The organism is Bacillus sp. 5RYD7K (assembly GCF_059831465.1).
This window is the reverse complement of sequence record NZ_CP191200.1, coordinates 3,627,227-3,653,246: the sequence shown is the minus strand read 5'-3', so window position 1 is coordinate 3,653,246 and position 26,020 is coordinate 3,627,227. Positions and strand designations below refer to the sequence as shown.

Annotated in this window: 25 protein-coding genes and 6 pseudogenes; 13 read left to right on the top strand and 18 right to left on the bottom strand. The window is 42.0% G+C overall.

Annotation, left to right across the window (positions count from 1 at the left end; all coding sequences use genetic code 11):
* Nucleotides 1-65 precede the first annotated feature (65 nt).
* A complete protein-coding gene (locus ACQE26_RS17820) occupies nt 66-422 on the bottom strand; it encodes a tRNA-Val4 (RefSeq protein ID WP_438421653.1) in 357 nt (118 codons plus the stop codon).
* On the bottom strand, nt 419-2,248 hold the full coding sequence (locus tag ACQE26_RS17815; protein WP_500470199.1) for a T7SS effector LXG polymorphic toxin: 1,830 nt from the start codon (nt 2,246-2,248) through the stop codon (nt 419-421). The genes ACQE26_RS17820 and ACQE26_RS17815 overlap by 4 nt, the downstream gene beginning before the upstream one ends.
* 579 nt (nt 2,249-2,827) lie before the next feature.
* On the opposite strand from ACQE26_RS17815, the gene ACQE26_RS17810 reads away from it, so the two are divergent.
* Genes ACQE26_RS17810 through ACQE26_RS17800 form a run of 3 tightly spaced genes read left to right on the top strand, consistent with a single transcriptional unit; the run spans nt 2,828 to nt 4,516 of the window.
* A complete protein-coding gene (locus ACQE26_RS17810; RefSeq protein ID WP_254613345.1) occupies nt 2,828-3,388 on the top strand; it encodes a hypothetical protein in 561 nt (186 codons plus the stop codon).
* Nucleotides 3,375-3,812 (top strand): protein-export chaperone SecB, encoded by a 438-nt coding sequence (locus ACQE26_RS17805; protein WP_174532611.1) that lies wholly within the window; start codon nt 3,375-3,377, stop codon nt 3,810-3,812. The genes ACQE26_RS17810 and ACQE26_RS17805 overlap by 14 nt, the downstream gene beginning before the upstream one ends.
* Nucleotides 3,809-4,516, top strand: coding sequence for a hypothetical protein (locus ACQE26_RS17800; protein WP_500470198.1), 708 nt, complete (start codon nt 3,809-3,811; stop codon nt 4,514-4,516). Before ACQE26_RS17805 ends, ACQE26_RS17800 begins: the two co-directional genes overlap by 4 nt.
* A gap of 58 nt (nt 4,517-4,574) precedes the next feature.
* On the opposite strand, the pseudogene ACQE26_RS17795 reads toward ACQE26_RS17800, so the two are convergent.
* From ACQE26_RS17795 to ACQE26_RS17780, 4 genes and pseudogenes are all read right to left on the bottom strand, one after another.
* A pseudogene (locus ACQE26_RS17795) lies at nt 4,575-4,765 on the bottom strand (hypothetical protein).
* Nucleotides 4,766-5,168: 403 nt separating this feature from the next.
* A complete protein-coding gene (locus ACQE26_RS17790; RefSeq protein ID WP_045506862.1) occupies nt 5,169-5,504 on the bottom strand; it encodes a hypothetical protein in 336 nt (111 codons plus the stop codon).
* A 21-nt stretch (nt 5,505-5,525) separates the two neighbouring features.
* A complete protein-coding gene (locus ACQE26_RS17785) occupies nt 5,526-5,663 on the bottom strand; it encodes an EndoU domain-containing protein (protein WP_237585681.1) in 138 nt (45 codons plus the stop codon).
* Nucleotides 5,664-5,760: 97 nt separating this feature from the next.
* Nucleotides 5,761-5,922 (bottom strand): annotated as a pseudogene (locus tag ACQE26_RS17780) (T7SS effector LXG polymorphic toxin); the annotation flags it as partial.
* 1,302 nt (nt 5,923-7,224) lie between these two features.
* Here ACQE26_RS17780 and ACQE26_RS17775 point away from each other — a divergent pair.
* The 7 genes and pseudogenes from ACQE26_RS17775 to ACQE26_RS17745 all read left to right on the top strand — a co-directional run bounded on the left by ACQE26_RS17775 (nt 7,225) and on the right by ACQE26_RS17745 (nt 11,233).
* Complete coding sequence (locus ACQE26_RS17775; RefSeq protein WP_500470197.1) at nt 7,225-7,482, top strand: UPF0715 family protein; 258 nt, start codon at nt 7,225-7,227, stop codon at nt 7,480-7,482.
* Between the two features lie 104 nt (nt 7,483-7,586).
* A pseudogene (locus tag ACQE26_RS17770) lies at nt 7,587-7,705 on the top strand (hypothetical protein).
* A 68-nt stretch (nt 7,706-7,773) separates the two neighbouring features.
* Nucleotides 7,774-8,139, top strand: a complete 366-nt coding sequence (locus ACQE26_RS17765; RefSeq protein WP_500470196.1) for a hypothetical protein — start codon at nt 7,774-7,776, stop codon at nt 8,137-8,139.
* A 685-nt stretch (nt 8,140-8,824) separates the two neighbouring features.
* Nucleotides 8,825-8,983, top strand: a pseudogene (locus tag ACQE26_RS17760) (YoqU family phage-derived protein); the annotation flags it as partial.
* A 128-nt stretch (nt 8,984-9,111) separates the two neighbouring features.
* Nucleotides 9,112-9,474 (top strand): hypothetical protein, encoded by a 363-nt coding sequence (locus tag ACQE26_RS17755; RefSeq protein ID WP_069013278.1) that lies wholly within the window; start codon nt 9,112-9,114, stop codon nt 9,472-9,474.
* Nucleotides 9,475-10,014: 540 nt separating this feature from the next.
* Nucleotides 10,015-10,935 carry a class A beta-lactamase gene (gene bla, locus ACQE26_RS17750; protein ID WP_500471506.1) on the top strand — a complete coding sequence of 307 codons (921 nt, stop codon included), beginning with the start codon at nt 10,015-10,017 and terminating at the stop codon, nt 10,933-10,935.
* 111 nt (nt 10,936-11,046) lie between these two features.
* Nucleotides 11,047-11,233, top strand: a pseudogene (locus ACQE26_RS17745) (hypothetical protein).
* Nucleotides 11,234-11,332: 99 nt separating this feature from the next.
* On the opposite strand, the gene ACQE26_RS17740 reads toward ACQE26_RS17745, so the two are convergent.
* The 9 genes from ACQE26_RS17740 to lacG form a co-directional block, all read right to left on the bottom strand.
* Nucleotides 11,333-12,745: an MDR family MFS transporter gene (locus ACQE26_RS17740; RefSeq protein WP_500470195.1), complete on the bottom strand. Its 1,413-nt coding sequence runs from the start codon at nt 12,743-12,745 to the stop codon at nt 11,333-11,335.
* 142 nt (nt 12,746-12,887) lie between these two features.
* Nucleotides 12,888-13,361 carry a MarR family transcriptional regulator gene (locus tag ACQE26_RS17735; RefSeq protein ID WP_082997858.1) on the bottom strand — a complete coding sequence of 158 codons (474 nt, stop codon included), beginning with the start codon at nt 13,359-13,361 and terminating at the stop codon, nt 12,888-12,890.
* A 206-nt stretch (nt 13,362-13,567) separates the two neighbouring features.
* Complete coding sequence (locus tag ACQE26_RS17730) at nt 13,568-14,671, bottom strand: glycoside hydrolase family 53 protein (protein ID WP_500470194.1); 1,104 nt, start codon at nt 14,669-14,671, stop codon at nt 13,568-13,570.
* Between the two features lie 51 nt (nt 14,672-14,722).
* Entirely contained in the window at nt 14,723-16,222 is a 1,500-nt protein-coding gene (galT, locus tag ACQE26_RS17725; RefSeq protein ID WP_500471504.1) for a UDP-glucose--hexose-1-phosphate uridylyltransferase, read from the bottom strand.
* A gap of 1 nt (nt 16,223) precedes the next feature.
* On the bottom strand, nt 16,224-17,216 hold the full coding sequence (gene galE / locus ACQE26_RS17720) for a UDP-glucose 4-epimerase GalE (RefSeq protein ID WP_500470193.1): 993 nt from the start codon (nt 17,214-17,216) through the stop codon (nt 16,224-16,226).
* 3 nt (nt 17,217-17,219) lie between these two features.
* Complete coding sequence (locus ACQE26_RS17715; protein ID WP_500470192.1) at nt 17,220-18,389, bottom strand: galactokinase; 1,170 nt, start codon at nt 18,387-18,389, stop codon at nt 17,220-17,222.
* A 15-nt stretch (nt 18,390-18,404) separates the two neighbouring features.
* Complete coding sequence (locus ACQE26_RS17710) at nt 18,405-20,111, bottom strand: PTS lactose transporter subunit IIBC (protein ID WP_500470191.1); 1,707 nt, start codon at nt 20,109-20,111, stop codon at nt 18,405-18,407.
* 11 nt (nt 20,112-20,122) lie between these two features.
* Complete coding sequence (locus ACQE26_RS17705; RefSeq protein WP_438421662.1) at nt 20,123-20,437, bottom strand: PTS sugar transporter subunit IIA; 315 nt, start codon at nt 20,435-20,437, stop codon at nt 20,123-20,125.
* 63 nt (nt 20,438-20,500) lie between these two features.
* Complete coding sequence (gene lacG / locus ACQE26_RS17700; RefSeq protein WP_500470190.1) at nt 20,501-21,901, bottom strand: 6-phospho-beta-galactosidase; 1,401 nt, start codon at nt 21,899-21,901, stop codon at nt 20,501-20,503.
* Between the two features lie 251 nt (nt 21,902-22,152).
* Between lacG and ACQE26_RS17695 the strand changes: the two genes are divergently transcribed.
* Both ACQE26_RS17695 and ACQE26_RS17690 read left to right on the top strand, forming a co-directional pair.
* On the top strand, nt 22,153-22,914 hold the full coding sequence (locus tag ACQE26_RS17695) for a DeoR/GlpR family DNA-binding transcription regulator (protein WP_045925377.1): 762 nt from the start codon (nt 22,153-22,155) through the stop codon (nt 22,912-22,914).
* A 17-nt stretch (nt 22,915-22,931) separates the two neighbouring features.
* The gene (locus tag ACQE26_RS17690; protein ID WP_500470189.1) at nt 22,932-23,615 is read left to right on the top strand and encodes an HAD family hydrolase; all 684 of its coding nucleotides are present in this window, start codon (nt 22,932-22,934) and stop codon (nt 23,613-23,615) included.
* 435 nt (nt 23,616-24,050) lie between these two features.
* On the opposite strand, the gene ACQE26_RS17685 is transcribed toward ACQE26_RS17690, so the two are convergent.
* Entirely contained in the window at nt 24,051-24,383 is a 333-nt protein-coding gene (locus ACQE26_RS17685; protein ID WP_489202424.1) for a hypothetical protein, read from the bottom strand.
* A gap of 101 nt (nt 24,384-24,484) precedes the next feature.
* Here ACQE26_RS17685 and ACQE26_RS17680 point away from each other — a divergent pair.
* Nucleotides 24,485-24,881, top strand: a pseudogene (locus ACQE26_RS17680) (MgtC/SapB family protein); the annotation flags it as partial.
* A gap of 453 nt (nt 24,882-25,334) precedes the next feature.
* Here ACQE26_RS17680 and ACQE26_RS17675 read toward each other — a convergent pair.
* Together ACQE26_RS17675 and ACQE26_RS17670 are read right to left on the bottom strand one after the other, a co-directional pair.
* The gene (locus ACQE26_RS17675; RefSeq protein ID WP_076983035.1) at nt 25,335-25,508 is read right to left on the bottom strand and encodes a YjfB family protein; all 174 of its coding nucleotides are present in this window, start codon (nt 25,506-25,508) and stop codon (nt 25,335-25,337) included.
* Between the two features lie 43 nt (nt 25,509-25,551).
* Nucleotides 25,552-25,953, bottom strand: coding sequence for a ribosomal maturation YjgA family protein (locus tag ACQE26_RS17670; protein ID WP_326350945.1), 402 nt, complete (start codon nt 25,951-25,953; stop codon nt 25,552-25,554).
* Between the last annotated feature and the right edge of the window lie 67 nt (nt 25,954-26,020).

Below are 26,020 nucleotides of genomic sequence, written 5' to 3'. Positions count from 1 at the left end.
AAGTGAAACTTGAAGCGGTATTAAGGTAATAAAAAGGTCCCTTGAATTTCAAGGGACCTAAAGTTTTAATCATCACTCTTATACCTTTGGGGGATCTTGTCTCTCCAGTCGAGTATAAGTTTTTTGAATTTTTCTGTCTCCATGGAGCTTCTATCGTTTTCATTTTCTGTATAAAGGTGTTCTATGACTGTTTGATCTTCTTTTATATATGCAATGGTTGTATTTAGTTGAATCTCATATTCTTCAGAAGAACCATCCAATACGTCTTGAATCATTTTCAAGTATTCATCAGCTTCATCTACCGAAACAATGTCTTCAATGAAATCAGAAAAGTATTCTAACTCTGTGGGGAGAACTACTCGTAAGTATCCTAAATGGTCTCTTTTACATTCAAATGAATATTCCATAATAAATTCAATCATTCCCTTGGTTTTTTATATAAAGGATATGCAGTAGCTATTGAGCCATCTTTATTAATATACATCTCTACATCAATCCCTGATGATGTTTTGCCGATATACTTATTATCTCGTACTTGTTTTTTGTTTTTGTAAGCTTCTGAAATTGTATTGTAAACTTTTATTCTATCCCATTCTTTTGGAAAGAAAGTTGACCTTGCTACTTTTTTTATTCCTTTTACTTCTACTTTAGCTCTATATACCCCATTTATATCAGGTACTTCTTCTGTTCCAGGTATTATATTGCCACCCATCATACTCTCATGATGATAACCTACAGCTTTATTTTTCCTATTAACTTCACCATGATATACGTGCTTTATCGTTTTCTTATTAATACCATTTGAATTGACAGATTGCCTGAGCACACTCTCTTTTTGATCTTCAATAACACTTTTCAACAAAGGCGTATTCTTCACATTGTGAGTATTTTCAATATCCTGTGCTATTCCGGCAAGCGCGGGCTCGTACTTGTTTTTCGAAAAGGAATTGATGTAGTTTTGTCCTTTTTCAATCCCGGTTTTTACATGTTTTGCAGCCGCTTTTTCTCCGGCTTCCAAGACGTTATCCACTTTAGAGGCGCCTGTTTTCGCGAGCTTGCTTGATACTTTTACAGCTGAGCCGGAACCTTTGAGCCCGACGATGCTTCCGATGGCGTAGGTGATGTAATGTGATCTTGAATACGCATCCCCGTTAACCATTTTATCATTCCATGAATCCGCCAGGTTTGTCCATATGATTTTTGCGTAGGAGGGTGTGTTCAATACAGCCGATATGGTTTTAGCGACTTTTTGTTCATCAGAGAGATGGTAAAAATCCCATGCGCCGACAGCCAGATCTTTGACGCCGGTTATCGTGTCTTTCCCGACATCATAAAGGCCGACGCCTATTCCTTTGACGATATCCCAAGCCGTTTCGCCGACTTCTTCTAGCTGTTTTGCTTGTTCAAGCTGCATCACATATTGCACTTGTGGAGGTTCAAGGTTTTCATAGCCGATCTTCTTCGCGATTTCCAAGTACTCATCCGGATCGGTGACACCATTAGCCAGCTTTTTCTTCAGATCCTTGATTTCCCGCTCTTTCGCTTCTTCCTTTTTAATCGTCAAATAAGCATCTGAATGTCTTGCGATATCGCCTTTTTTCTTATGGATGTCGCTTTCTCGGTACGCTTTGGCATTGTAGTGAAGCGGCGTGGCGCCTTTTCCTTTGCCTGTGGCGTTTTGAAGCTCCTGGAAGTCGACTTGAATGAACTGTTCGTTCGCTTCGGTTTCTGCGTATTCTTTCGTTAGATCGTGATCAAGTTTGCCGAGCTTATGTATTGTTTCGCTTCTTTTTTTATCAGCTGAAGAGAGCTTCTGATCCGTGTTTTCGATTGAAAACAGATCAAGCGAGATGATGTCATCGATCTCTCCGAGGATGGAGCGCATGTCCTTTTTCTGCTCTTCCATAATTGCCTTTGATTTACTGAGGGCGTGGGTGATCTCGTGTTCCAGAAATGATTCTTCTACATGTGAATTGGAAAGTCCGGCGTCTTCGACCTTGCCGGGAAGGCTTGTGAGAAATGCGATTTTCATGTCGATCAGATCAAGCCAGCTGTCTGTGACGCCGGCGTGGTCTTGGAAAAAGGCTTTGATGTTGTCGGCGCCACGGCCTGAGAAGTCGCTGTCACCGAGGTCAGCCATGCCTTGAAACGCTTTTTTCAGATTGATCATCTGACCGCGCAGTTTTTTGTATTCACCCGCACGCTGTTTGGCAGCGGCCAACAGGCTGTTTGCTTCGAAAACTTTCATGACCATATCCTTTCATTCGAAATATTTCAACAAGATTTTACCATGGAGGAATAGGGAAAAAGATCAATGTGTGATCCAAAGTGGTAAAATGAATAATTTGATCTGCGTCTTTATTCCTATCTGTGCATTTTTAAACGAGAAGGGGTGGGTGAAAAACTGTGGAACCTGGAAAGGTCTATAAACTGAAAGCGTTTGACACTTTGAACCTCAGGAAACCTCAAGCAGGTTAAAGGTTCCCTTACTCTTGCTGGGTCTTGTGACAGTTAGCTGGCTGTATGATGAATAGTCTCTTCTGATTGAAAAGGGATTTTTGTCATTCGTTCGCCACCTAAATACGAATATATGTTCCTTTGTCTCAAATGGTTTACGTTTGTCTAAAATGTTTTTAGAAATAAATTTTCGGCTTGAAACATAGGATTTATAAGGGTTTTTTTAGGGTAGAGAAAAATGAAATAGACTTTACCACTTGTAAACTTGGAGTTCCTGTAGTATATTAAGGCAAGATGAAACAAAATTTACCACTTGTTTTTTTCTTTGTCATCAGATATACTATTAGGTTATCTGTCTGGAGGTTTTATTATGAATATTAGAGAATGGTTTAATTTAGAGCCGGATTACGAAGAAACAAAAGTTCATATCACTATTAACAGGATGTTGAATTTGTGTCGTGATGCTCTAAGTAAATATTTTTCTATACCTGATTCTAAAAACATCAATGAATTGATTCAGCGAGCATATGAAAAGAACAATGATCTTCTGGATGAGGGATTTTTAGAATGGTTATTAGAAAAAGGCCTGCCTCGACTTAATAATATCAATTTCTCGACGTTACCTAATGAAAAAAAATTTGTGGCAATGATTGAAATTGATGAATTTGTTCTACAAAATGAAATGGATTTTGCAGATCCAGAAGAAGTTCGGGGTTGTATTATTTCGTTTGTGAATAGTTTATCTGAATATATTTCTTCGTATAATGAGGTATCAGCATCTATTGAACATATAAGCGTACAAGTTGCTTCCGGTGATTTCAGTATAGATGATGTATACACATTTGATGAATTTATATCACAAACGTCAAACTGGGGATCTGCTGAGCAGGTTCCTTTTTTTATGGAGGAATTGATTTATGAAAATGCTTGATTATTATAGCTTGATTAGAAATTCGGTACAGCTGCAAGATGTTAAATTGAAATCAGTTAAATGCGAAATATTAGACGAAAATTCTAAAAAGAGAAACTTATCATTATCAATTGAAAGAGATGTAAAACTTCTTTCTGATACTAAAGCACTGATTTTGATGAATGCTAAAGTTCATTTTAAAGAGGAAGGTCCCTTCTTTATTGAAATAACTTATGAAGGAAAAACAGAACTTTTAGATGAGAGTATTGATAAAGAAGAATTCGAAGAATATAATTACCATTCTGTTGTTCCCCTATTACTCCCATATGCTAGAGAATGTGTGGCAAACTTATTATCAAGAATGGATTTCCCTATTTATACTATACCAACCATAGATGTTCTAGAAACCATGAAGCAGAATATGGAGAAATCTAAAGAAGAATGAGTGTGGAATTTGTTAGAAAAGATGAAAATGATCAATTCATTGTACCTTTAACAATAAGGGTTGCACAACATTATTCAGAAACTAGAGAATCTAAAGCTTATTTTATAAAAATTATTAGAACCAAGTGGGATTTTTCGGATGATTTCAAAAAAATGAAGTTGATTATCAAAAAATTTTCTTCATTCGAAGATGGAGATGAAATTAATTCAATATTTGAACAAATTTTTTCTTTTTCCGGTTGTAATGATGAAGTAACAGTTAATAAAATTAGAGGTGCTCTAGCTGAAGGGGTATTACTTGGTACATATGGAAAATCAATTATAAATGCGAAGTCTTTCGGATGGGGAGCGAATGTAAATCTGCTTTCTGATAATAAATTAAATGCTTGGAAAATCAAGTATAGTTGTCCGAAACATTGCGATAGTAATTTCTCTGATTGTTATAGTAGAGAAACTATTGATCTTGGTATTTGGGATGGGGATTATGGAGAATTCTTTGAATGTAAAACTAGACCTTCTAGTATTGGTTGCCCAGAAATAAACTATATGAAAGAATTAGATAAAGCTTTGAACAAGAAAAAAATAGAGCATAAACTTTATTTTGCAACTACTGATACAGTTGAAAACACAAGACTGAGCTTAGCTAAGAAATTTCCTAGTGAGCATTTCTATGAAGTAATAAGTCTGCAAGATTCTATAGCATAGAAATTACTAAAAAGCTGCCCAATGAGGTTGGCTTTTTTTTTACCAAAATACATAAAGGTCAAAATATCCATCTTTGTTGTTTCTTATCCAGACTTCAATTCACCTTTCATCGTTAGGCTATTCCCAGCTGCACGAATATCCTCTTCGCTCTTTCCCAGTTTTCCTTTTCAATTATTCCATGGAGGGATTTTTCCCGAAGCGGGTCATATTAAAAATAATCCGATACACTTTACGTTCAAAATCGGTCATTGCAATTCAACTCCTGCAAAGATGATATGCGAACCTAAGTTCCGTTGTCAATAAATCTGATTTGGGGACGAATTGGGGACCAACTTGTTCATTTTTAGCCAAAACAGAAGATTTATTATCAGAAAGACTGATTATATTTATTGGTTTTCTCGTCACTAATCCATTTTGGGGCGAAACTTTTTTGAGCTGATTTTGAAGTGCATTCGCTGTATACTGAAAGGTTCTTTGTCGCCAGCCTGATGCTGATGGGATCTACGGACTGAAGACAGTCTATCCTATTGAAAACATAGATAAAGCCCATCTCTTATGAGAAAGGCTTTAATATCTTGGTCTCTGGGAAATTTGAATACCGGCTCAATAAAGGTTAAGAACCAAATTTCACCGCGTAGAATAATGAATGTACTTAACCTTTAAATATCTCAGGAATTTTGTTTCTCCATATTAATAACAGCTCTTTAAATTGGTCTGTTTCTATTGAGTTTTTATAAGGGTCGTCGATCAAAAAAGGGTTTTCAACATCTGTAACATCTTTTTTTATCAATACACTTATCCCATTTAAATCAATTTCAAAATCCTCATGTATCCCATTTAAAACATTCTGAATGTATTCTATATACTCATCAGTTTGTTCTATTGTTGTAATATTTTCAATGAAGTCAGAGAAAAGACTGATTTCTTCTGGTAAAACTATTTTTATATCACCAAATGGATCTTTATCAAACCTGTATGAATATTTCATGTGTCACGGTCACCTTTTAGATTATTTTTTATATAACGGATATGCAGTTGCTATTGTTCCGTCACTATTTAAATACATTTCAATTTTAATTCCTGTTGAAGTGATTCCCCTATACTTATTTGAACGTACTTGTTTTCTAGTATGATAAGCTTCGTCAATTGCTTTTTTTTACAGATCTGACTTCAACTTTCGCCATATACACTCCATTTTTTCAGGTTTCTTTTCTGTACCTGGTATAATCTTCCCGCCCATCATGCTTTTTGTTGTCAGCGCCCCGGCCTGAGAAGTCGCTATCACCAAGATCAGCCATGCCTTGAAACGCTTTTTTCAGGTTGGCCATCTGACCGCGCAGTTTTTTATATTCACCCGCGCGCTGTTTGGCAGCGGCCAGCAGGCTGTTTGCTTCGAAAACTTTCATGACCATATCCTTTCATTCGAAATATTTCAACAAGATTTTACCATGGAGGAATGAGGAATAAGGTCAATGTACTATCTAAAATGGAAAAATGAATCATATGACCTAATTCTTTGTCCTTATAATTATGTGATTAAGCATTTGAGAAGAGAGTTTATGGATGAGCAACCGGAGTGCAGGGAATTACTCGGCAGCGTTTTGAATTAAGTGAATTGGAAAGAGTAAGCGGGGTAAAAAGGTTGGAACAGTCTTATTAAAGACAATATTACTTTAATAAGGAGAAATAATTATGAAACAATTTCATTGGAAAATACAGTATATTAGATATTGAATTGTAGTGTGTAAAAGATGAAAATGGTGTAATTCAGGATAAGGGTGCGTTATTAACCGGAATTGATATGTTAACGGAAAATAATGTATAATGTACCGGGCGGCTTTGAACTCATTGAAGGTAATGAACATGAAGAAATGGAAATTTTTCATAAGATACATCCTGACTGAAGAGACTTAATTCAAGGAAAATTAACATACGTCTATTTATCCTGTTCTTGTTTAGGAGGAAGGTATGTCAATTTTAACAATAATTGAAATCGCGTTAGTGGCAACTGTATTAGGGTTATTGCATGGACTTTTAAAAAAGAGAAAAATACTGATGAAGATGTATTAAATTATGCTAGATATATGATTTATTTGCTTGTAGCTGAAGTTGCATTGTATGTCGTATTTCAAATTGTTTAAGTTTACTTCAGGCAAAGAGAGATGTGAATCATGATACATGTCTTAACTCATATCTTAAAAAATGACAGACTGGATGAATACCCATTATTTAAAAAGTTTTGCTCTCTCAAAGAAAAAGGGTTACGTAAAGAATCCTTTAAAGCATTATCTTCGTTTATCGATGAAGCCAAGACTTGAACGCCTTGTGGTATTCATTTCATCACATATCCGAAGATTTATACTTAGGCGATATGAAAGAAGATCAAGCACTTCTTACCAAGTCCCGGCAGCTGAACAACAAGATAGAATGTCAACAAACAAGAAAAAGCAATAACGAACAACTTAACTATTATCAAGATTTGTTGAATGGTGTGAAAATAAGGACAGAAGCTATCCTTGGGTCAAATCTTATTATTACGAAAAATAGCAATTGAAGCATATTTGATTTTTAATCGTAAGGGGAGATAGATTTGATGGCAGTAAGATACCTAGCTGTCCTTATTTTGTCGGCCATATGCTCTGCACTGGTATATGTTATCACCTTAAAATCAAGCTGAATATGTCCCTTATCTTATAATTAGCGGGATCATGTTGACATGTTATTCAATTTTTGAATTGCCATTGCAGTTTTTCTTAAACCGAAGACCTAGAAGATTCAATTTTAAATATCTCTTACTATACACAGTGTTTTCATTTATTGCATGGCTAATCATGGCGGTTCTCTTTGAGCCTTATAACCCAATAGGGTCTATACTAGCGAGTTATGAGATATATTTATTCAGCGTATTATTTGCTCTCATCTTTTGGGTTTGGGACTCTATTCTTGTACAGAAAGTTGCGGGTTAAGTAACTGAACTCTAAATAAAAATACCTTTTTATATTCATCAGTTCTTCCCTTCACTTCAAATATTGTACAATTTCGGAAGGGTGAGTAACTTTGAAGTGAATGGATTGAGGATGGAGAGAAAAAAGCATTGTTGTTGCGGAAGGTAGGGGTGAATGGGCATCAATCCTGGAAGACCTTTATCAGCAGCGATTTAAGTATGTTGAATGGAAGCTGCTTGTTTAAATTTGTTAGTACATAAATTGTTGAAATTTACTTATATCAACACGGCATGATAAAGAAAAGGGTTGTTTATGTTGAACTGGAAAAGAAACGAAAAATTTATGTTTGCAGGAACTTTAATTGCAATTTTTTTGATTTTAATATTTATTAAAGGAGCGAGCCATACTCCCGGTAAGGATGATGTTGCTGTTTTTGGGAAATTTGCAATCAGCAGACCGCCGGTCAACTATGATCTATATCATAAAGACAATTCCAAGACGGTTTTAGAAAACGTTACGGGTTACTATGAATCATCTGACTCCCAAGTTTATGTGCAAAATAATTCTGATTTTGTTGTGATTAACAAAGGAACATCATATGAGAAAAAATCGCTGAAAAGAGCTTCGGAAAATGATAGGAAAATGTTAAGCAGAATAAAAAAATTTGAGGAAGAATAAAGAATTTATTAATCAGGAAAAAACATAAAATGTTAAAATTCCTTACAGTTATGAAATAATCATTTTATTTAGACGTATTGAAATTATTTCTTCGAGGAGAAAGTTTATGGATTTACTTAATTGGACTTACATTATATCTACAATTATAGGAGCCGCTGGGCTCATAAGTTTATTGTGGTTCTCTTATCTTAATAACAAAAGTTAAAAATAAAGCAGAGCATTAAAGGATGAAAAATCCGCATTAAGCAAGTTCTTTATGTTTCTTCACCATCGCTCTGAAGGACTTAATTTAAACCATCTAACCCCTTGTTTAATTATTTTCCTTTTTAAGGAAAAATCATCACCTCATCAATCCATTTTTGCATCTCTGCGTTTATTTCAGTTGTTACCTTATCCATGCTTAAAATATTTCAATCTAGAAAAAGTATATCTGCAGACGGTATTGGAATGCAGACATTTGTCGTTCAATAAAGAAATATCGGCCGCATACTCAATAACCCCCTTACCATAACTGTGAAGGGGTCTATTTTTATTTAATTAATTTGGGAAATTAACAATCCATATTCAAAAAGATCAATTGTTTTTAGATTCACCGTTCTTATTGCTCCTGAATTGTCGACTAAATCACTTTGTTTAAGTTGAATTGGTTGTAAGAACATCATGTGATGCACCTCCTTTAAAAAGCATACACACATATGAGAGGGCTGAAATTTACCCGTATGAATTGGGATATGGCTGCCTAAACGGCTTTTCGCATGGAGCCAACATGCGGCAACTGGTCAACAGCTTTAGAAACTTCATCCTAACAGGGAAATGCGGCGAGCATTGGGAATATAAAGAAATATAGGCTTACAGCTATGCAGAAGGCAATCTCCATGTGTCGTGACGGTTCGAATGCGGGTGAATGGAACTTCCCATTCATCCGCTGTTGTGTCAGAGGGACGAAAAGACATGTTTTGAGGAGGAAGCGGAATGATTAAATTTACACGGCCATCGCCTATGAAGAAAACATGCACGATGCACCCGGAAAAGAAATCTGTCAGAGCGGTTTCGTTTACTGATTTTAACGGTAATTCTGTAACAGTAACACTTTGTGAAAAGTGTCTGGCTGATTTAAAAAAGAAAGCCGCAACTGAATACAGGAGCGTGATCGAGGAGCGGGCCAAACAGAATCGTTTCAAGATTGGTGATCATGTGTATTTAAAGCATTTGGGAGTAGTCGGCGAGGTGAAAAACATGGAAGGCGTTCAAGCGGCAAACAGGACAGACACAGACGGAATCCGGATGGCCACCCCTAAGGAAATCGCAGAGTACAAAAAGCAGGAGAAGCAATAACAAGGAATTTCTATCAGCGGTATTACTTACGGGAGCGGCGGCCGTTGCGCCGTCTGCTTCCGCAGCTTGGTCCGGCTGGCAGGGTAGAGCGGCCGTGTCCGCGACTTATACAAGAAGCACAGCAGGGCAGCTATAAAACGGCAACACCTCTGAAATTATTCAACGTGAAAACAATCCGGAATAAGACCGCGAAAGGGAACTCTTGACTCCGGCAAGCGGAACTACATCGGAACATTTGAATCAGCTACATGTCACATCAAATAAGGGGGATTCGATGTGGAGTTAGGATTCTGGTTTTATTTTCATTAGAGGGCGGCGCATTTTATCGGGCTCAGTAAATGAGTGAGGGCCTTGACCGCCTTCGTCGAGGCAGTAAACATTTCTGCTCGATTGATGGACTCTGGCTGTTTACCGTCAGCGGGTGTTTTTCAGCTGATTTCCTAACTGTCACAGAAAACGTTTCACAGGAAATATATTGACTTTCATCCTGTTCGTAATGTTAATTAGAAGATGTATACAAAACCATTATATTGAGGAGGTCTGGATGTGAAAAATAAAGCGAGAATACAAGTTGGAATATGCATTGGGCTTTTATGTTTAAGCTTTACCGGTTTCAGCCCTTTATTCGGCTCAACGCATGCTGAAGCGAAATCCATAGAAGACACAAAAATGACAAGCTGTACAACGAACAAAAAATTTGTTCAGCTTGAGAAAAAATTTGATGCCAGGCTCGGGGTTTATGCGATTGATACGGGGTCAAACAAGACAATCACCTACCGGCCGAATGAACGGTTTGCTTACGCATCAACCTATAAAGTTCTGGCCGCGGCTGCTGTTCTGAAGACAAGCTCAAATGAAAAACTTAATGACATCATCCGCTACACCAAAGATGATCTTGTTACATATTCTCCAATCACAGAAAAACATCTGGATACAGGCATGAGCCTGAAAGAAATCTCCGAAGCCGCTGTCCGTTACAGCGATAATACCGCCGGGAACCTATTGCTCCAGCAGCTTGGCGGCCCTAAAGGTTTCGAAAAGTCATTGAAACAGATCGGGGATCATCTAACGAAAGCTGATCGATTCGAGACGGATTTAAACTCGGCGATTCCCGGGGATCGTCGTGACACAAGCACCGCAAAAGCACTGGCAACTGACCTTAAGACTTTCGCTTTGGGTAATACTCTCACGGCTGACAAGCGCACGATTTTAACAGATTGGATGCGGGGCAACGCTACCGGCGACGAACTGATTCGGGCAGGCGCTCCTGCAGGATGGGAAGTCGGCGATAAATCCGGAGCCGGAAGCTACGGCACACGAAACGACATTGCGATCGTTTGGCCGCCTGACAGAGCTCCAATTGTTTTGGCAATCCTGTCAAACCGGTTTACGGAAGATGCCAATTATCATAATGCTCTTATCTCGGAGGCTGCAAAAGCCGCCCTTGATGGCCTTAAATAACCATTGCCGTTCATTTTTTATGGACGGTTTTTTATATGTTGAGAACGCGGTATTTTTTTCGATAAATGTGATAATGAAAGCCATAAAATGATGGGAAGAGGGGGAATTGCGATGCATTACATAACGGCATGCTTAAACATCATCAGCGACAGAGACCTTAATGAAATACACGCTTTGGGAGATTTAGGAAAACGAAGAAGCTGTTAAAGTCCATTTCGCGAAAAAGCATACAAAAGACGTTCAAAAACAAAAATTAACGGAAGTAGAATGGTTAATGAAAAGCAATGTGAGTGAGTAAAAGGCTTTGTCTGTTGTTGGCCGGCTCTTCCAGCAACAATCATCAGTTTCATTCACTAAAACCCTTGCTGCGCAAGGGTTTTTTACTTTAAAAAGTTCTTTATACTGCAGTCTTTTTATGGGTAAGGAACAGACTTGGAATGAAGATGGCGGCAAGGATGATGACGGATACTAAGAATCCGGCATGGTAGCCTTTTAAACTGTTCGAAATCGTCGGCTGCAATCCTTGTATGACAGTTGCGGTAACGGTTGCGATCACAGCTGACCCAAAGCTAGAACCGAGGTTTTCAATCATATGAATACCGACACCTGCTTCCGGAAGCTGTTTGCTGTCAAGGCCGGTATAAGCGTCACTCATCAATGGAAGCATAATTCCTCCAAAACTGGTGCCGCGGATAAACAATATGACGGAAATCCAAATCATACTTGTGCTATCGGTGATAAAAATAAGCGGGACAGATCCGATCAGCGAAAGAACAAGACTGACCATAACGACGTATTTCGCACCGATCTTATCAATCATTTTTCCGGTCAGCGGACGAGTCACGAGCATTCCGACTCCTTGAGGGATTAAAGCGAGTGCTGCTTCGACTGCCGTGAAATGACGGAAGTTTTGAAAAAACAGCGGAAGTATTAACATCGGCCCCATGATGGCAACATTCGCTAAGAACAACCCGATCGCTGATGCTAAGAAGCTCTTGTGAGTAAACAAATTCATCGGCAGCACGGTTTGATTTTTTCTGATCAGATTATATACGAGGTAAATCGCTGCTGAAACAAGACCGATGACCACCCAAAAGATCGTGTCGCTATTGTTAAATGATGCATGATCCGCCGCTTTCGTAATACCGTACATCAATGCCGCGCTCATTAATGACAAATTGATAATCCCGAAAATATCGAGTTTCCGATCTTTGTTGAATGGTTCAAAGGCCGGAATGGTTTTCATCATAAGCGGTGCAGCAATCAAAACGATGAACACGTTGATGTAAAAAATCCAATGCCATGAAGCACCTTGGACGATGAAGCCACCGATGACAGGTCCTAAGATCGGGCCGAAGATCATAGGGGTGCTGACGATTGCCATCACTTTTCCCAGGTTTTCCTGACCTGCCGTTTTAACCAAGAGTGTTGACATAAGCGGAGTGATAATGCCGGCGCTGAATCCTTGAAGCAAACGGAAGAAGATGAAGCTGGAAACGTCACGGCTCATTCCCGCAAAAACAGAAATGACACCAAAGGCGATGACTGAGCCGATGAAGATTTTCTTGCCGTTATATTTGTTCATAAGCCAGCCGGATACGGGTACTGCAATCGCAAGTGCTAACATATAGCCTGTAACGGACCACTGAATGGTATCCAATGTCGTGTGGAAGTCTTCAGTCAGTTTGCCGATGGCGATGTTTACCATCGTAGAGTCAAGCATGGGAGCGATTGCTCCCAGTGCAATAGCCCAGGCGGCTGTGAGAACTTCTTTTGGCAGACGAAGTTCCTTGCTTTTATGTGTTGACATATTATTCTCCTCTCAAAATTGCTGTCTTTGTTTCCTTGTCAACAAAATAATAGAATGTTTTTGTTTCTTTGTCAACAATAAGAGGGATATAAAAAGGCAGCCCGTTTTCATGGAGCAGGGCTGCCGGTGGCTATATTCATATTTATTCCGATTTCATGTCTGCACCAAGTTTCTTTATTTCCGAATCCAAATGCCTGCTGTATGTTTCCACGAAGTTCAGCATCGTGTCAAATTGTTCATCAGTTACTTGTTCAAACACGATTTTGTCCCGTTCTTGAAACTCTTTGTGCAATTCCTCGTGAATTTTATAAATGACTTTTCCTTGCTCAGTAAGCCTGAAATAGATTTCTTTCTTGTTAAGCGGCTTCTGATAGCTTTCGATAAGGCCTTTATTGATAAGCTTCTTCGTTAATTTACTGATGGCGCCTCTTGTCATATAAAGGGACTCCGCAAGCTTAGTCACATTGGCATCTTCAATTTTTTCGATGAATTCGATGCAATGCACTTCAGAAGGTTTATGCCCCTTAAGGCTTTCTTCCATCTTTAGCCTATTCAGCCACACCATCTTGTTAAAAAAGTCCCTGAAATTCGTGAGGAGCTGTTCTTTTTTGTCCATGGCCCGTCCTCCTGCTCGGTGGTGCTTACACAATATTATAAAATTTTTGTTTCTTTTTCAACAATCGTAAAGTTCTTATTAGAACTGAGAGTTAACCGAAACGTGGTTTTTCGGGTATTTTTCTTTCCGGATTCGTTACTTGCTCTTTTTCATAACATCTTATAAAAAAGCAGGCTGCGCAATGAGCCTGCTTAGAATCGAATCAATCATTTTCCTGTTGCGGCGTCATAAAAAGCGTCGATTGCGGTTGTATATTTCAAGACGTTTTTAGACACTTTTGCGGTTGCGCCTAATGGATACGCGTCTGACAGAACGCTGGAGTGAGCCTCGGGCTCCCAGTAAAATACGCCGGTTCCTTTACCGTTCGGAACCGCTTTCACCAGTTTTATGGTGTCTTTTATGGTCCAGTAGGAATCTTTCGGATTATTTTCATCTCCGCCCAGTTCAACCACCATGACTTCCTTGTTGTAGCGGGAGGCGATGTCATTTAAATTAGAGGATAATTGGCCGGTAAGCTCCCAATACGGCTTACCCTCCCAATAGGGGTAGAACGAAACGCCGATGATGTCGGTTTTGCCGCCATTTTTAAAGAATTGATCAAACCACCATCTGAATAGGCTGTTGTCCGTGCCGTGTGCCAAATGGCTGATTACCTTGGTGGCCGGGCTGACGGATTTCACGGCGTCATAGCCTTTGTTCAATAAGGCGGTCAATTTGCTGAAATCGTTCGTGCTGCCGTCGGGCAGTAAAATTCCTGAATTCATTTCGTTTCCTACTTGCACCCAATCAGGGGAGATGCCGTGATTTTTAAGTTCTTTCATGACGTCGTACGTATGGTTATACACCGCTGCCTGCAGCTGGCTGTTTGAATAGCCGGTCCATTGGTTCGGCTTAATCTGATGGCCGGGATCAGCGAATACATCACTGTAATGGAAGTCAACCATTACCTTCATTCCTAACGCTTTTGCCCTTTTTGCCGCTGCAAGTACGCCCGCTTTGTCACTATAGCCGAGCATGGTCCATGTTGTGCCGTCTTTCAGCCAATAATAGCTGCTTGGCGGATTCACAAACACTCTCAGTCTCACGGCATTTATTCCGTGATCTTTAAGAATCTGCAAGGCATCTTTCTGTTTCCCGCCGTCATCCAGCCAGCGCACACCTTCATCCTCCATTTGTTTCAGCCAACCTATATCAGCGCCATAGGCAAACGGGGCATCCGCTTTTGCTTTAGGAGACTTCTCAATGAACGTAAAAGCGGTGAAAATGAGGGAAAGACAGATGACGTTTACAAATACACGTTTTTTGAACATCACAATACCTCCTGATAAAAAAGATTGTTGGTTGAGTTCACTCTGAATGTTTCAGCTGCCATTCTCTAGCACCTTCGTGAAACGCTGAAACGCCTGAATGCCTTCGGCTGTCATTTTAAATACGCCTGCATCGGTCAGCGCACGTAAAAATACATTCGCGGTTTCTCTTTGTAAAACAGCAGCTGCATTTTCCGGTATCACGTCTTTATCCGCTTTGATGTTTTCGGCCCACGGAAGATGAATGTCTTTGATGTCATGAGGTTCATTCAGCAAATACTTTTTTACTTCTGCCAGCTCATCTTTCAGGCGGGGAGGCAAAACGGCAAGCCCCATCACTTCAATCAGGCCGATGTTTTCTTTTTTGATGTGATGAACGTCTTGATGCGGGTGAAAAATGCCATCCGGATATTCTTCGGAGGTGCGGTTGTTTCTGAGGGCGAGATCGATTTCAAAATCCGTTCCCCTGCGTCTGGCAATTGGAGTGACGGTATTATGGGATTCATTCGTCTTTGCAATGACGCCGACGGTTTCGTCTGTATATTCCCGCCACTTTTCAAAAACATATGCAGCCGCCTCAGTCAGCAAATCCGGATCTTTTGCCCGCAGGCGGATTACTGATACCGGCCACTTCACGACAAAAGCCTGAACGTCTGGAAAATGACGCATACGAAAAGGATAAAGGGAGTCCGCTTTTGCCATCGGAAATTCATGGGCGCCGCCTTGATAATGATCGTGTGAAAGAATGGATCCCCCTACAATCGGCAAGTCTGCGTTTGATCCCGCGAAATAATGCGGGAAGATTTCCGTAATGGCCAGAAGCCTTCTGAAGCTGCCTCGGCTGATGTTCATCGGCTTGTGCACGCTTGAAAGGAAAATGGCATGCTCGCTGTAATACGCATAAGGTGAGTATTGAAAACCCCATTGTTCTCCCGCTAAGTCAAGCCGGATGATGCGGTGGTTTGAACGGGCTGGGTGATGTAAAGTCCCGGCATATCCCTCGTTTTCCATACAGAGCAGACATTTCGGATAACGGTTTTCCGGACTGTTTTTAACCGCGGCGATGTCTTTAGGGTCTTTTTCCGGCTTTGATAAATTAATTGTGATCTCCAATTCGCCAAAAGGTGTTGGTGAGCGGTACACGATATTTTTTCGGATGGCCCGCGTCTTCATATAATCGTTGTTTTGGCTCAGACGGTAAAAATAATCTGTTGCTTTTTTCGGGCAATCTGATAACAATTCGCTGAATGTGGCATTGATCAGAGAAGGGGCCGGTGTGATTACATTCATGATCCTGCTTTCCAGCATGTCTTTTTCAGCCGGCGTGTCGTTGATGATTGACCGTTTTACCGCGTCTTTCACCATTTCGTCCAAATAGTGAAGCCTGTTTTGTTTCTTGATCTGTTTTGGTTCTGCATAATCCGTCAGTCCGAGCAGATCGAGAAGCCTGTTTCTTGTATAAATCACATCTGTTTCATTTATGTCGCCTAAGACAATGCTTTCTTTCAGAAACCCTGCCACTGATTCAAAAACTTCAATGACCGCCGCCTCCATTTCATTTGTCTTTGTATCCGTTTGGATGATGCTGATGCCAATTCCATGCTGATACAACGATTTCCGTTATGTCCGTTTGTTTCGGATTCCAGCCGAGAATGTTCCGCGCTTTATCGCTTGATGCGATGAGCGTGCCCGGATCACCGGGTCTTATTTCGGCCGCTCTTATTTTTATGCCTCTCCCGGTTGCTTGCCGGGCTGCATTGACCATTTCTAATACGGAAAATCCGCTGCTTGAGCCTAAATTGAAAATGCCGCTGTCTCCGCCGTTCTGCAAATATTCCAGAGCGAGAATATGGGCATCGATTAAATCAGAAACATGAACATAATCGCGGATGCACGTGCCGTCTTTAGTATCATAGTCAGTGCCGAATATCAAAACCTCGTCCCGCTGACCGAGCGCGGTTTGTAAAAGGATAGGGATAAGGTGGGTTTCCGGATGATGATCTTCTCCGATGGAACCGTCCGTTTTCGCGCCGGCCACGTTAAAATATCGAAGGGAGACATATTTTATGCCACAGGCGGCATCGCACCACTTCAGCATTTTTTCTGCCATGCGTTTTGATTCGCCGTATGCGCTTTCCGGCTTTTCCGGCATGTCTTCTGTGATGGGCACTTTTTCAGGTTCGCCGTATACAGCGGCAGATGAAGAAAACACAATGTGTTTCACCCCGAATTCCTGCATGACCTCCAGTGTAATTTGTGTGCCGTACACATTATGATTGAAGTATGAAAGCGGGTCTTTCATTGATTCGCCGACAAGGGATTGAGCGGCAAAATGGAGAACGCCTGTTATGTTCTCCTTCGCAAAAACAGAGCGAAGAAACGGTTTGTCACGGATATCTCCATGGTAAAAAACTGCCTTTTCATGAACAGCTTTCCGGTGGCCGGTCTGCAGGTTATCCGCCGTTATCGTTTCATATCCTTTGGCCACTAGTTGATCAACCGCATGAGAACCGATATAGCCTGCGCCGCCGAGAACGAGAATGGCCATCGCTTATTTCTCCCTCCATTCAGCAGCGCCATCGCTTATATCCGCGATGTAGAAAGAAGCTTCAAGTCCCGTCCTGCTGCGGTATTGAGATGAAACGGCCCGGATAAAGCCGGCGGTTTCTCCGCTTTCCACAATGGCTATGGCGCACCCCCCGAACCCCGCGCCCGTCATCCGCGCCCCGAGCGCACCTTCCTTCCAGGCTGCTTCAGCGAGCGCGTCTAATTCGGCACCGGTCACTTCATAATCATCGCGTAATGAACGGTGGGACGCGTTCATCAGCTCCCCGAACGTTTTCAAATCATTCAATTTGAGAGCTTCCGCGGCTGAGAGGGTCCGCTCGTTTTCATTGATTCCGTGACGGGCTCTTTTGCGCAATGTTTCACGGGAGAGAAGGTGTTCGAGTTTGTTGAATTCTTCTGCCGTTAATTCCGCAAGTGATGCGATATTCCGATATTGCCGAAGTTCTGAAAGAGCCTCATCACATTCACTGCGGCGTTCATTATATTTTGAAGCTGCCAGCTCCCGGCGTTTGTTCGTATTCATAATGACGATTTTATATCCGTTAAAAGCAGCCGGAATCATTTCGTGCTCAAGCTTATCGCAGTTTAAAAGAATGGCCATGTTCTTTTTGCCTTTTTGCACTGCGAATTGATCCATAATGCCTGAATTCACGCCGATAAATTCATTTTCGGCTCTTTTTCCGATAAGCGCCAGTTCAGTATCGGAAACATCCAGGCTGAATAACTTTCTTAAAATGGAGCCGGTTAACATTTCGATAGAAGCGGAGGAGCTTAACCCGGCGCCGTTTGGAATCGTTCCGTGAAAAAGAATATCCATTCCGCTGTCTATTTGGCCGCCGGCTTCGAGAAGGTAACGGATCATTCCCTTCGGATAATTGGTCCAGCCGTCTTCTTTTTTGTATGCTGTATCGTGGAGATCAAGGCAGACAATGCCGCTGTCCGGAAAGTTTTCTGAGAATAACCGGATTTGGTGATCTCCGCGTTTTGCGCAGACGGCATATGTTCCGATCGTAATCGCGCAGGGAAGAACGTGGCCGCCTATATAATCCGTATGTTCCCCGATCAGGTTGATCCGGCCGGGTGCGAAAAACAGTTCCCCGTTACTTCTCTGGAAAACGTCTTTAAATCTTGATTTCAAACGTTTGTCATCCATGATAACCCTCCGATTTTATTTTGAGGTATGTTCCAGTATGAACTGAATGGCTTTTTGCGAATTTCTGGTGAGGCTGATATATTCCGCTCCTTTCGTTGCGATGAGTTTCACATGCAGGCGGTCCGCATCTTCTTTAATGTCATCATAATAAGAGCCGACCTGCGGAGCCAAAATGATCATATCGAAGTCTTTCATGATGTCATAATGGGATCCGTAGGCGCCTGCTGAGGCGGTGATCGGCACGTTATATTCCTCGGCTCCTTCTGTCAGTGCGTTCGCAAGCATGGCGCTCGTTCCCGCTCCGGCGCACAGCACTAACACATTGGTTCCGTGTTCCAAGGCAGATGAGGATTCCTGAAGATTTGTGCTGATGACGGAGGCCGCGTCTTCTGAGGCGCCTGCCATTGCGGGCTGTATCTCCCGGGATGTTTGCGGCGCGGTTTCAGATTCGGTGTGTTGAGCTTCCTTCGCCGCTAATACATTGTCGTAAGCTTTACAGAATGGCAGGTATATCAGGAAATCGACAATGATTAACACAGCTGTGAGAACAAAAGCCGAAAGCCCCATCCCGGTCCCCAGAATCAGGCCGATGGGAGCGGGGGCAGCCCACGGAAGAACATACATAAAACTGTTCATTCCGATGACGTCAACGAAAAATTTAAACAGACAGACATTCACCATCGGCGTTACAACAAACGGAATGAAAAAATATGGATTTAGAATGATCGGCGCAGCAAAGAGAAGAGGTTCGTTTACTGCGAAAGACACCGGAACCGCGGATGCTTTTCCGACTGCTTTCAATTGCTTGGATTTCGCGAAAAGAAGAAAGATAAACGGAACAACAAGGGTTGCGCCGGTTCCTCCCATAGTGCCGACGAAATTTCCGAGTCCGACGGTCAGCACGTTGGACGCCTGCTCACCGGCATTATGAAGCTGCAGGTTCGCCTCCACATTTGCGTAAATAATAGCCGCGATGGCCGGCTCCACAATAGAAGGCCCGTGAACGCCGACAAACCAGAACAGCGCCATCATTCCCCAAATGACAGAAATCCCTAGATAACCGTCTGCAGCGGTAAAAAACGGCGATAAGAGAGAGGAGAGAGCCTCAGCGAACGATACGTTCAGCGTATTCCTGATCAATAAATCAATGATCACCATGGCCAAAATGGAAAAGGCGAACGGAAAAACATCTTTAAATGTTTGTGAAATGGTTCCCGGAACTTCTTTCGGCATTTTAATCGTAATATTTTTCAGAACGCAGAATCTGTATACGTTCACTGTTATGAAAGCGGATACAAAAGCAGCTAAAAGTCCTTTTGTGCCGAGATATTCCGTCGAGAACCCGCCGTCGATTTGAGTGACGCTTAAAATGAGAAATCCGACGACTGAAGCAAGCATCGCTGAAACGGGATTGATCCCTTTGTTTTTCGGCATTTTCCGGTTCATTGATTCACTCAGGCATTTCGCAGTTGTTGCCGCGACAATCAGGCCGAGGGCACCCATTGAATAGTTATAAACTTTCCAAAGCCATTCAGAAACACTTTTAGGCCAAGTGAAACCCAACACTTCCGGCACAGCCGCGGTGAGGATGAAAATGCTGGCGAATAAAATAACAGGCATGGCCGTTAAGAAGCCGTCGCGGATCGCGCCTAAATAAATGTTTCTTGAGATTTTTTCAAAAAACGGTTTTCCCTTTTCGATTTGCTTGATGATACCGTTCATTTTTCCACTCCTTATCGGCGGCTTCGGTAGAGTTCTATAAAATCCTGAATAAGATCACGGAGCAGAAGGGTTGTCATTAAATGGTCCTGACCGTGAACGAAAATAAACCCTAATTCCATGTCCTTGCCGTCAGCTTCTTCAGCTAACATTTTCGTTTGCGCATTGTGGGCGAGGGTTAGATTTTCATCTGCGCTTTTTAATGCTGCTTCCGTGTTTTCGAAGTTTCCGGCACGGACTTCTTTCAGGACTGTCAATAAAGTGCTTCTGGCGTCGCCGGCATAGGCGACGATTTCAAAACCGAGCATCTGCAATTCTTCCTTTGTCATGAAAAACCCCTCCTAAAGACGGCACACATGATGAAAAGAGATTCTTTTCACCATGTATGATCGTTAAATGATTGTTTTTGTTTCACTTACAAGTTTGTACCAGTAGGCCGATTCTTTCGGATACCGTTTTTGGGTGTCGAAGTCGACGTAAAAAAGACCGTAACGTTTGTTGTAGCCGTTGGTCCATGAAAATAAATCCATTAAGGACCATAAGAAATATCCCTTAACGTTGACCCCGTCGCTAATCGCTTTACTGACGGCTTCTAAATATACTTTTAAATAGTCGATTCTTGCCTTATCCATAATGATGCCGTCTTCAAACTCATCTTTATAGCCCATGCCGTTTTCGGTAATGTACATTTTGTTATATTGCGGATAGTCCCGTTTGATTCGCATCAGCATGTCATACATGCCTTCAGGATAAATGAGCCAGTCCCAATCGGTCCGTTTCAGGCCTTCTTTGTAAATTCTTTCGCCGATCCCTTTTACTTTATAGACCGAAGTGCCTTTATCGCCCGTTCCGTTATGGTGAATAACGGTCTCTCCGTCGTACGCTTTGACGAAATGGCATTGGTAATGATTGATGCCGAGATAATCATTGCGTGTTGACGCTCTTTTCATCACGTCAAAATCGCTGTCTGAAAACTCGTATGAAGCGCCGTTCGCCTCACAGATTTCATCCAGAGCACGCATGGTTTCCTCAGAATAATAGCCGAGGTAGGTCGCATCCAGGAGGAATCTCACTGATAACGCGTCATCGAGAAAGCAGGCATGGCGGTCTTCTTCCGAGTCACTGGCGGGGTATTTTGTTTCCAGTGAGTGGACGACACCGATTTCTCCCGGATAGCCGCCTTCTTTAAAGAGGTTGACGGTCATCGCATGCGCCACCATCATGTGATGGAGGCATTGAATGACTTTTGTGATATCACTTTTAACAGATGGCGGAAAAACGCCGAGTAAATACTGGTTGGTGGCTGTGGGATAGATTTCGTTAAACGTGCTCCAATATCGGATTTCGCTGAATTCTTTAAAGCAAAACTCCGCATACCTGACGAACGCATCTATTGCGTCGCGGTTGAGAAAATCTCCCTGATCAAATAATCTTTTCGGCGTATCGAAATGATGAAGCGTGACAAAAGGGGTGACGTTGCGTTTTTGGCACTCTGAGAAAATACGATGATAGAAATCAACGCCTTCCTGATTGATTTCGCCCGTGCCGTCAGGAAAAATTCTCGTCCATGCTATAGAAAGGCGGATGCCGTTTATTCCGAATTTCTCGCATAGTTTTATATCTTCCGGAAACTGCCGGTAAAAATCACTTGCCGGATCTGGGCTGAATCTTCCCTGTTTTTCAAGAAATTCATCCCAGGCTACAGGCCCTTTGCCGCCTTCTTTTGTGGCGCCTTCCGCTTGGTATGCCGCAGTCGCCCCGCCGAAAATAAAGTCATGAGGTAATTTGAGCATTACTGATCCTCCTTCGCCAATGTGTGAATTGAAGTTTGTTAATGTTTGTAAATGTTATCTTTTGTTTAATAGTAAACGCATACATTTTTGTTGTCAATAGCTTCATAAGGAAATAATAGCTGTGTTTACAAGGATGAAATAAGTTTTTCAATGTTTTATATGTTGATAATGTTGTTTGTTAATGTTTGTTTTTGTTGACCGGAGTGCCGCGGTGTGTTAGATTGTGTGTAAAGTTGAGGGGATGATTGAGCATGTTAAAAAAAGAGCGTCTTTTAAAAATCATCGATATCGTAAACTCGCGGGGGTTTATTACGGTGAGTGATATTATCGATGAATTGGAAGTTTCTGATATGACGGTGAGAAGAGATCTGGATGAGCTGGATAAGGCCGGAAAAATCGTGCGTATTCACGGAGGCGCACAGAGCATTTCTTATTCTATTGACCACGAATTATCGCATAATGAAAAACTGGATGTTCAAATGGAGGAGAAGGGGAAAATCGCGGAACTCGCGGCTTCATATGTAAATGACGGCGATACCGTTTTTTTAGGACCGGGCACGACAATTGAACTTTTAGCGAAACACCTGCTGCATAAGAGAATCCGGATTATCACCAACAACTACCCCGTGTTTGATATTTTAAAGCATGGCGACACTGCGGATACCATCCTGATTGGCGGCGACTTCCGAAAAAACACCGGGGCATTCGTCGGGCCCATTGTGAACGGCAACCTGCAGAAATTCAATTTTACGAAAGCCTTCATCAGCGCAAACGGCATACATAATGATGAGATTTCTTCTTACAGCATTGAAGAAGGAGAAGCCCATCAAATCGCGCTGAATAATTCGCGGACGAAATTTTTGCTGGCGGACAATAAAAAATTCAACCGGGAAGATTTTTACGTGTTCTACAACTTACACGATATGGATTATTTGATCACGGATGATAAAGTGATGAAAGATGTTCAGATTCATTATGAGCAATATGTGGATGTCAAAATCGCAAAAAAATAAAAAGGGGAGGCGGTTCGATGAAAGGGGTTATTTTTGATTTCAACGGCACGATGTTTCAAGATTCACATCTCCACGAAAAAGCGTGGTTTTACATGGTGAAAAAATACTCTCCGAAAGCGATTTCCGATGAAGACATTTTCATTAACATTCACGGAAGAACAAACAGTGAAATCCTGACACATTTTATTTCCGGCGATTTAACAAATGAAGAAATCGAGAAGATGTCTTTTGAAAAAGAAGCCTACTACAGAGAATTATGCCTTGAAAACAAAGCTGAGTTAAAGCTGACGAAGGGCCTGACCGGCGTCTTGAACCATCTGAAAAAGTCAGGAATGCCGATGACCATCGCCACGGCTACGGTAAAGGAAAATGTCGAGTTTTACTTTGATGTCTTTCATTTGGGGAAGTGGTTTGATTTTGACAAAGTCACGTTTGATGACGGAAGCTTCCCCGGAAAGCCGGCGCCGGATATTTTTATCATTGCATCGGAAAAATTAGGCCTTAAACCTGAAGAGTGCCTAGTCATTGAAGATGCCTTTTCCGGGCTCACAGCGGCGAAAAAAGCAGGTGCGGGCAAGATTATGGCCATTGACCCGGTCGGAAAAAACCGCGCGTTATTTGAAGAAAAACAGCTGGCGGATGACGGGATACTGACAGATTTCACCTCGTTTTTTGAGGTGATTGCCGGACATTCTGTTTGAGGGATGCAGTTGGATTGATGGTGACCTTTATGTAAGATCTTTTGATACATTATCCAAAAATTTGGTGTTGGAAAAACGCTCCCTATTAATATATGTGCAACAGAAACCGAAGTTTTTGATGGGGAGATCCTTTAGTATGCTGTCAAACTAAAGAAATGGTTCAAAGACATAACAGAAGGAGTTCTAAATGGATATAAATCTGCTTGGGATAGGTGGAATCGCAAAAAATTTTAAGAGCTTTGCAAAACACTTCAACAGCTGTTCTTCATAATAGGGTTTACAATGTTGAAGATAGAAAAAGTCCTATTTAGCAAGCCCTCTTTTTAAAAAGAGGGCTTTTTTTATGAGGTGCGTATCCTTTTTCAGTTGCGCTTTTGTTTTTATAATGATTTTCTCATCGGAGGCGGCATTTTTTGGATCAGAAAGGTGTTCGCCTCATTCTTCCATGACGCTTATTTCCCCCGTACCGAAAAAAAGTGAAACACGTTCTCCTCGCTTTTCATAGGTTCTGATAAGTCCTTCCTGATTTTTAAGTTTCCAGCCTTTTTCGGCTATTTCCAATTGGTATAAACCGCTCGGACCTTCTTCTTCTTTTGCGAAACGGTATGTATAGTTTGAAACGTATTTTCCTTTTTCATATTCCTTTGTTTTGCTGTGCATAGCGAATAATGGCACCGGGAAATCCGGGTGAGAAACGGAGGCTTTATATCCTCCCAAAATAAATAAGCTAAATAACAATAATATAAAAAACCACAGAATATATTTCATAAAACCTCCTTATGTCAATTAGTCGGTGCATTTTTAAAAAAGATACACCGCATGATTGGGTTGTAAAAGCGGGTAAGAAGATAAGGAAAGGAGAGAGACGGATGGAACTTGATTTTGTGATTCGTCTGGCGGTTGCGGGGCTGCTTGGGGCCCTGATTGGATTGGAGAGAGAATTCAGGGCGAAGGAAGCCGGTTTGAGGACGCATTTTCTAGTGGCCGTCGGCAGCGCCTTGATGATGATTGTTTCCAAATATGGTTTTTTTGATTTGTTATCCAACAGCCATACGTCCTTTGACCCGAGCCGGGTGGCGGCGCAGGTCGTCAGCGGCGTTGGATTTTTAGGGGCCGGCACGATTATTTTGCAGCGGCATGTCGTGCGGGGGCTTACGACAGCCGCGGGGATTTGGGCCACGTCCGGGATCGGGCTGACGATCGGGGCGGGGATGTATGTCATCGGGATCAGCGGCACGATATTGGCGTTAATCGGGCTTGAACTTTTAAATTTTCTGTTTAAACCGGCGGCGCATTCTCTGTCTGTCAGTTTCCAGATTGAGCAGAAAGCCGTTATGCATGAAATTTTAACTTCGCTTGAAGCAAAGGGAATTCTCATCACGTCCTATGAATTGAATAAGGCGGTGCTTGAAGTGAAGGGAAGGGTGAAAAGCAAAAGCGGAAAAGCCGCGGTGATGGAGAAAGTTCAATCCCTCCCGTATATCCTGTCCGTCAAAGTTGAATAGCAAAAAGGGGAAGCTCCTCTTTCTGCGGTCATTTCTTTTCAAATATTAATACCAAGGATAGAACGGGATATACGGCACCCGTTCATGGCTCTCGGCTGTGTATTCATGATAAAAAGGATCGTACATTATTCCGTTTACCATATTCCTGCATGCCCGGTATGGTGTGCGTACTCCGGGCAGAAAAAAAGATGCCGGTTATCATCCGGCATCTTTTTTACACTTTCACATCAATGGAATGGCCGGCAGTCGGGTGCTGGGCCGGCAGCATTTTTACGGTTTCTTCCGCAGCGGCCTGGGCATTCTGCATGACCGTTTTTGTTAAGGCGATATTTACATTCTGCGCCAGAGATGCCTGGTGCATAGCGATTGATAACGCAGGGATATCCATAGCTTCCACCTCCTTATCCCTTCATATCGGCGGCGTGCTCCGATTATGAAGAGAGCCGGCGTTTTCTTTTGACGGCCCATTCTAAAAGCGCGGCCGCGCATACTCCGAGGGTATAGGCGAAAATGTCGCTCCAGACAAATTGCCAGCCGAGGATCAGCCCGCCGAGCGTGCTGCTTCTGATCGCGTCAATCCACGGCGCATGATACAGCTGGCTGCATTCAATCAGACAGCAAAACGAGAGGCTCAGGATAGCGGCTGTTTCCGTCCGGATGTTACGAAACAAAAACCCGAATCCGGTAAAAATCATGGCCGCCCACAGGGCGTCTCCTAAATAAGCGTTTATCATGCCGGGCAATAGGTTGGTAATGCAGGCGGTTCTGGATAGTAAACCGAGGGCGATGATAAAAACGGTCAATGCCCCGTATGTCAATCGATGTCTGTTCACTTCACACTGTTCCCCTTTTTTTGTACTCCCATGTATTGTAAGGAATGACGGAGAAGCTGTCTATGAA

Coding starts and splice junctions, on each gene's coding strand:
- ACQE26_RS17820 (WP_438421653.1), bottom strand. CDS start 422: ATGATTGAATTTATTATGGAATATTCATTTGAATGTAAAAGAGACCAT.
- ACQE26_RS17815 (WP_500470199.1), bottom strand. CDS start 2,248: ATGAAAGTTTTCGAAGCAAACAGCCTGTTGGCCGCTGCCAAACAGCGT.
- ACQE26_RS17810 (WP_254613345.1), top strand. CDS start 2,828: ATGAATATTAGAGAATGGTTTAATTTAGAGCCGGATTACGAAGAAACA.
- ACQE26_RS17805 (WP_174532611.1), top strand. CDS start 3,375: ATGAAAATGCTTGATTATTATAGCTTGATTAGAAATTCGGTACAGCTG.
- ACQE26_RS17800 (WP_500470198.1), top strand. CDS start 3,809: ATGAGTGTGGAATTTGTTAGAAAAGATGAAAATGATCAATTCATTGTA.
- ACQE26_RS17790 (WP_045506862.1), bottom strand. CDS start 5,504: ATGAAATATTCATACAGGTTTGATAAAGATCCATTTGGTGATATAAAA.
- ACQE26_RS17775 (WP_500470197.1), top strand. CDS start 7,225: ATGTTGACATGTTATTCAATTTTTGAATTGCCATTGCAGTTTTTCTTA.
- ACQE26_RS17765 (WP_500470196.1), top strand. CDS start 7,774: ATGTTGAACTGGAAAAGAAACGAAAAATTTATGTTTGCAGGAACTTTA.
- ACQE26_RS17755 (WP_069013278.1), top strand. CDS start 9,112: ATGATTAAATTTACACGGCCATCGCCTATGAAGAAAACATGCACGATG.
- ACQE26_RS17740 (WP_500470195.1), bottom strand. CDS start 12,745: ATGTCAACACATAAAAGCAAGGAACTTCGTCTGCCAAAAGAAGTTCTC.
- ACQE26_RS17735 (WP_082997858.1), bottom strand. CDS start 13,361: ATGGACAAAAAAGAACAGCTCCTCACGAATTTCAGGGACTTTTTTAAC.
- ACQE26_RS17730 (WP_500470194.1), bottom strand. CDS start 14,671: ATGTTCAAAAAACGTGTATTTGTAAACGTCATCTGTCTTTCCCTCATT.
- galT (WP_500471504.1), bottom strand. CDS start 16,222: ATGGAGGCGGCGGTCATTGAAGTTTTTGAATCAGTGGCAGGGTTTCTG.
- galE (WP_500470193.1), bottom strand. CDS start 17,216: ATGGCCATTCTCGTTCTCGGCGGCGCAGGCTATATCGGTTCTCATGCG.
- ACQE26_RS17715 (WP_500470192.1), bottom strand. CDS start 18,389: ATGGATGACAAACGTTTGAAATCAAGATTTAAAGACGTTTTCCAGAGA.
- ACQE26_RS17710 (WP_500470191.1), bottom strand. CDS start 20,111: ATGAACGGTATCATCAAGCAAATCGAAAAGGGAAAACCGTTTTTTGAA.
- ACQE26_RS17705 (WP_438421662.1), bottom strand. CDS start 20,437: ATGACAAAGGAAGAATTGCAGATGCTCGGTTTTGAAATCGTCGCCTAT.
- lacG (WP_500470190.1), bottom strand. CDS start 21,901: ATGCTCAAATTACCTCATGACTTTATTTTCGGCGGGGCGACTGCGGCA.
- ACQE26_RS17695 (WP_045925377.1), top strand. CDS start 22,153: ATGTTAAAAAAAGAGCGTCTTTTAAAAATCATCGATATCGTAAACTCG.
- ACQE26_RS17690 (WP_500470189.1), top strand. CDS start 22,932: ATGAAAGGGGTTATTTTTGATTTCAACGGCACGATGTTTCAAGATTCA.
- ACQE26_RS17685 (WP_489202424.1), bottom strand. CDS start 24,383: ATGAAATATATTCTGTGGTTTTTTATATTATTGTTATTTAGCTTATTT.
- ACQE26_RS17675 (WP_076983035.1), bottom strand. CDS start 25,508: ATGGATATCCCTGCGTTATCAATCGCTATGCACCAGGCATCTCTGGCG.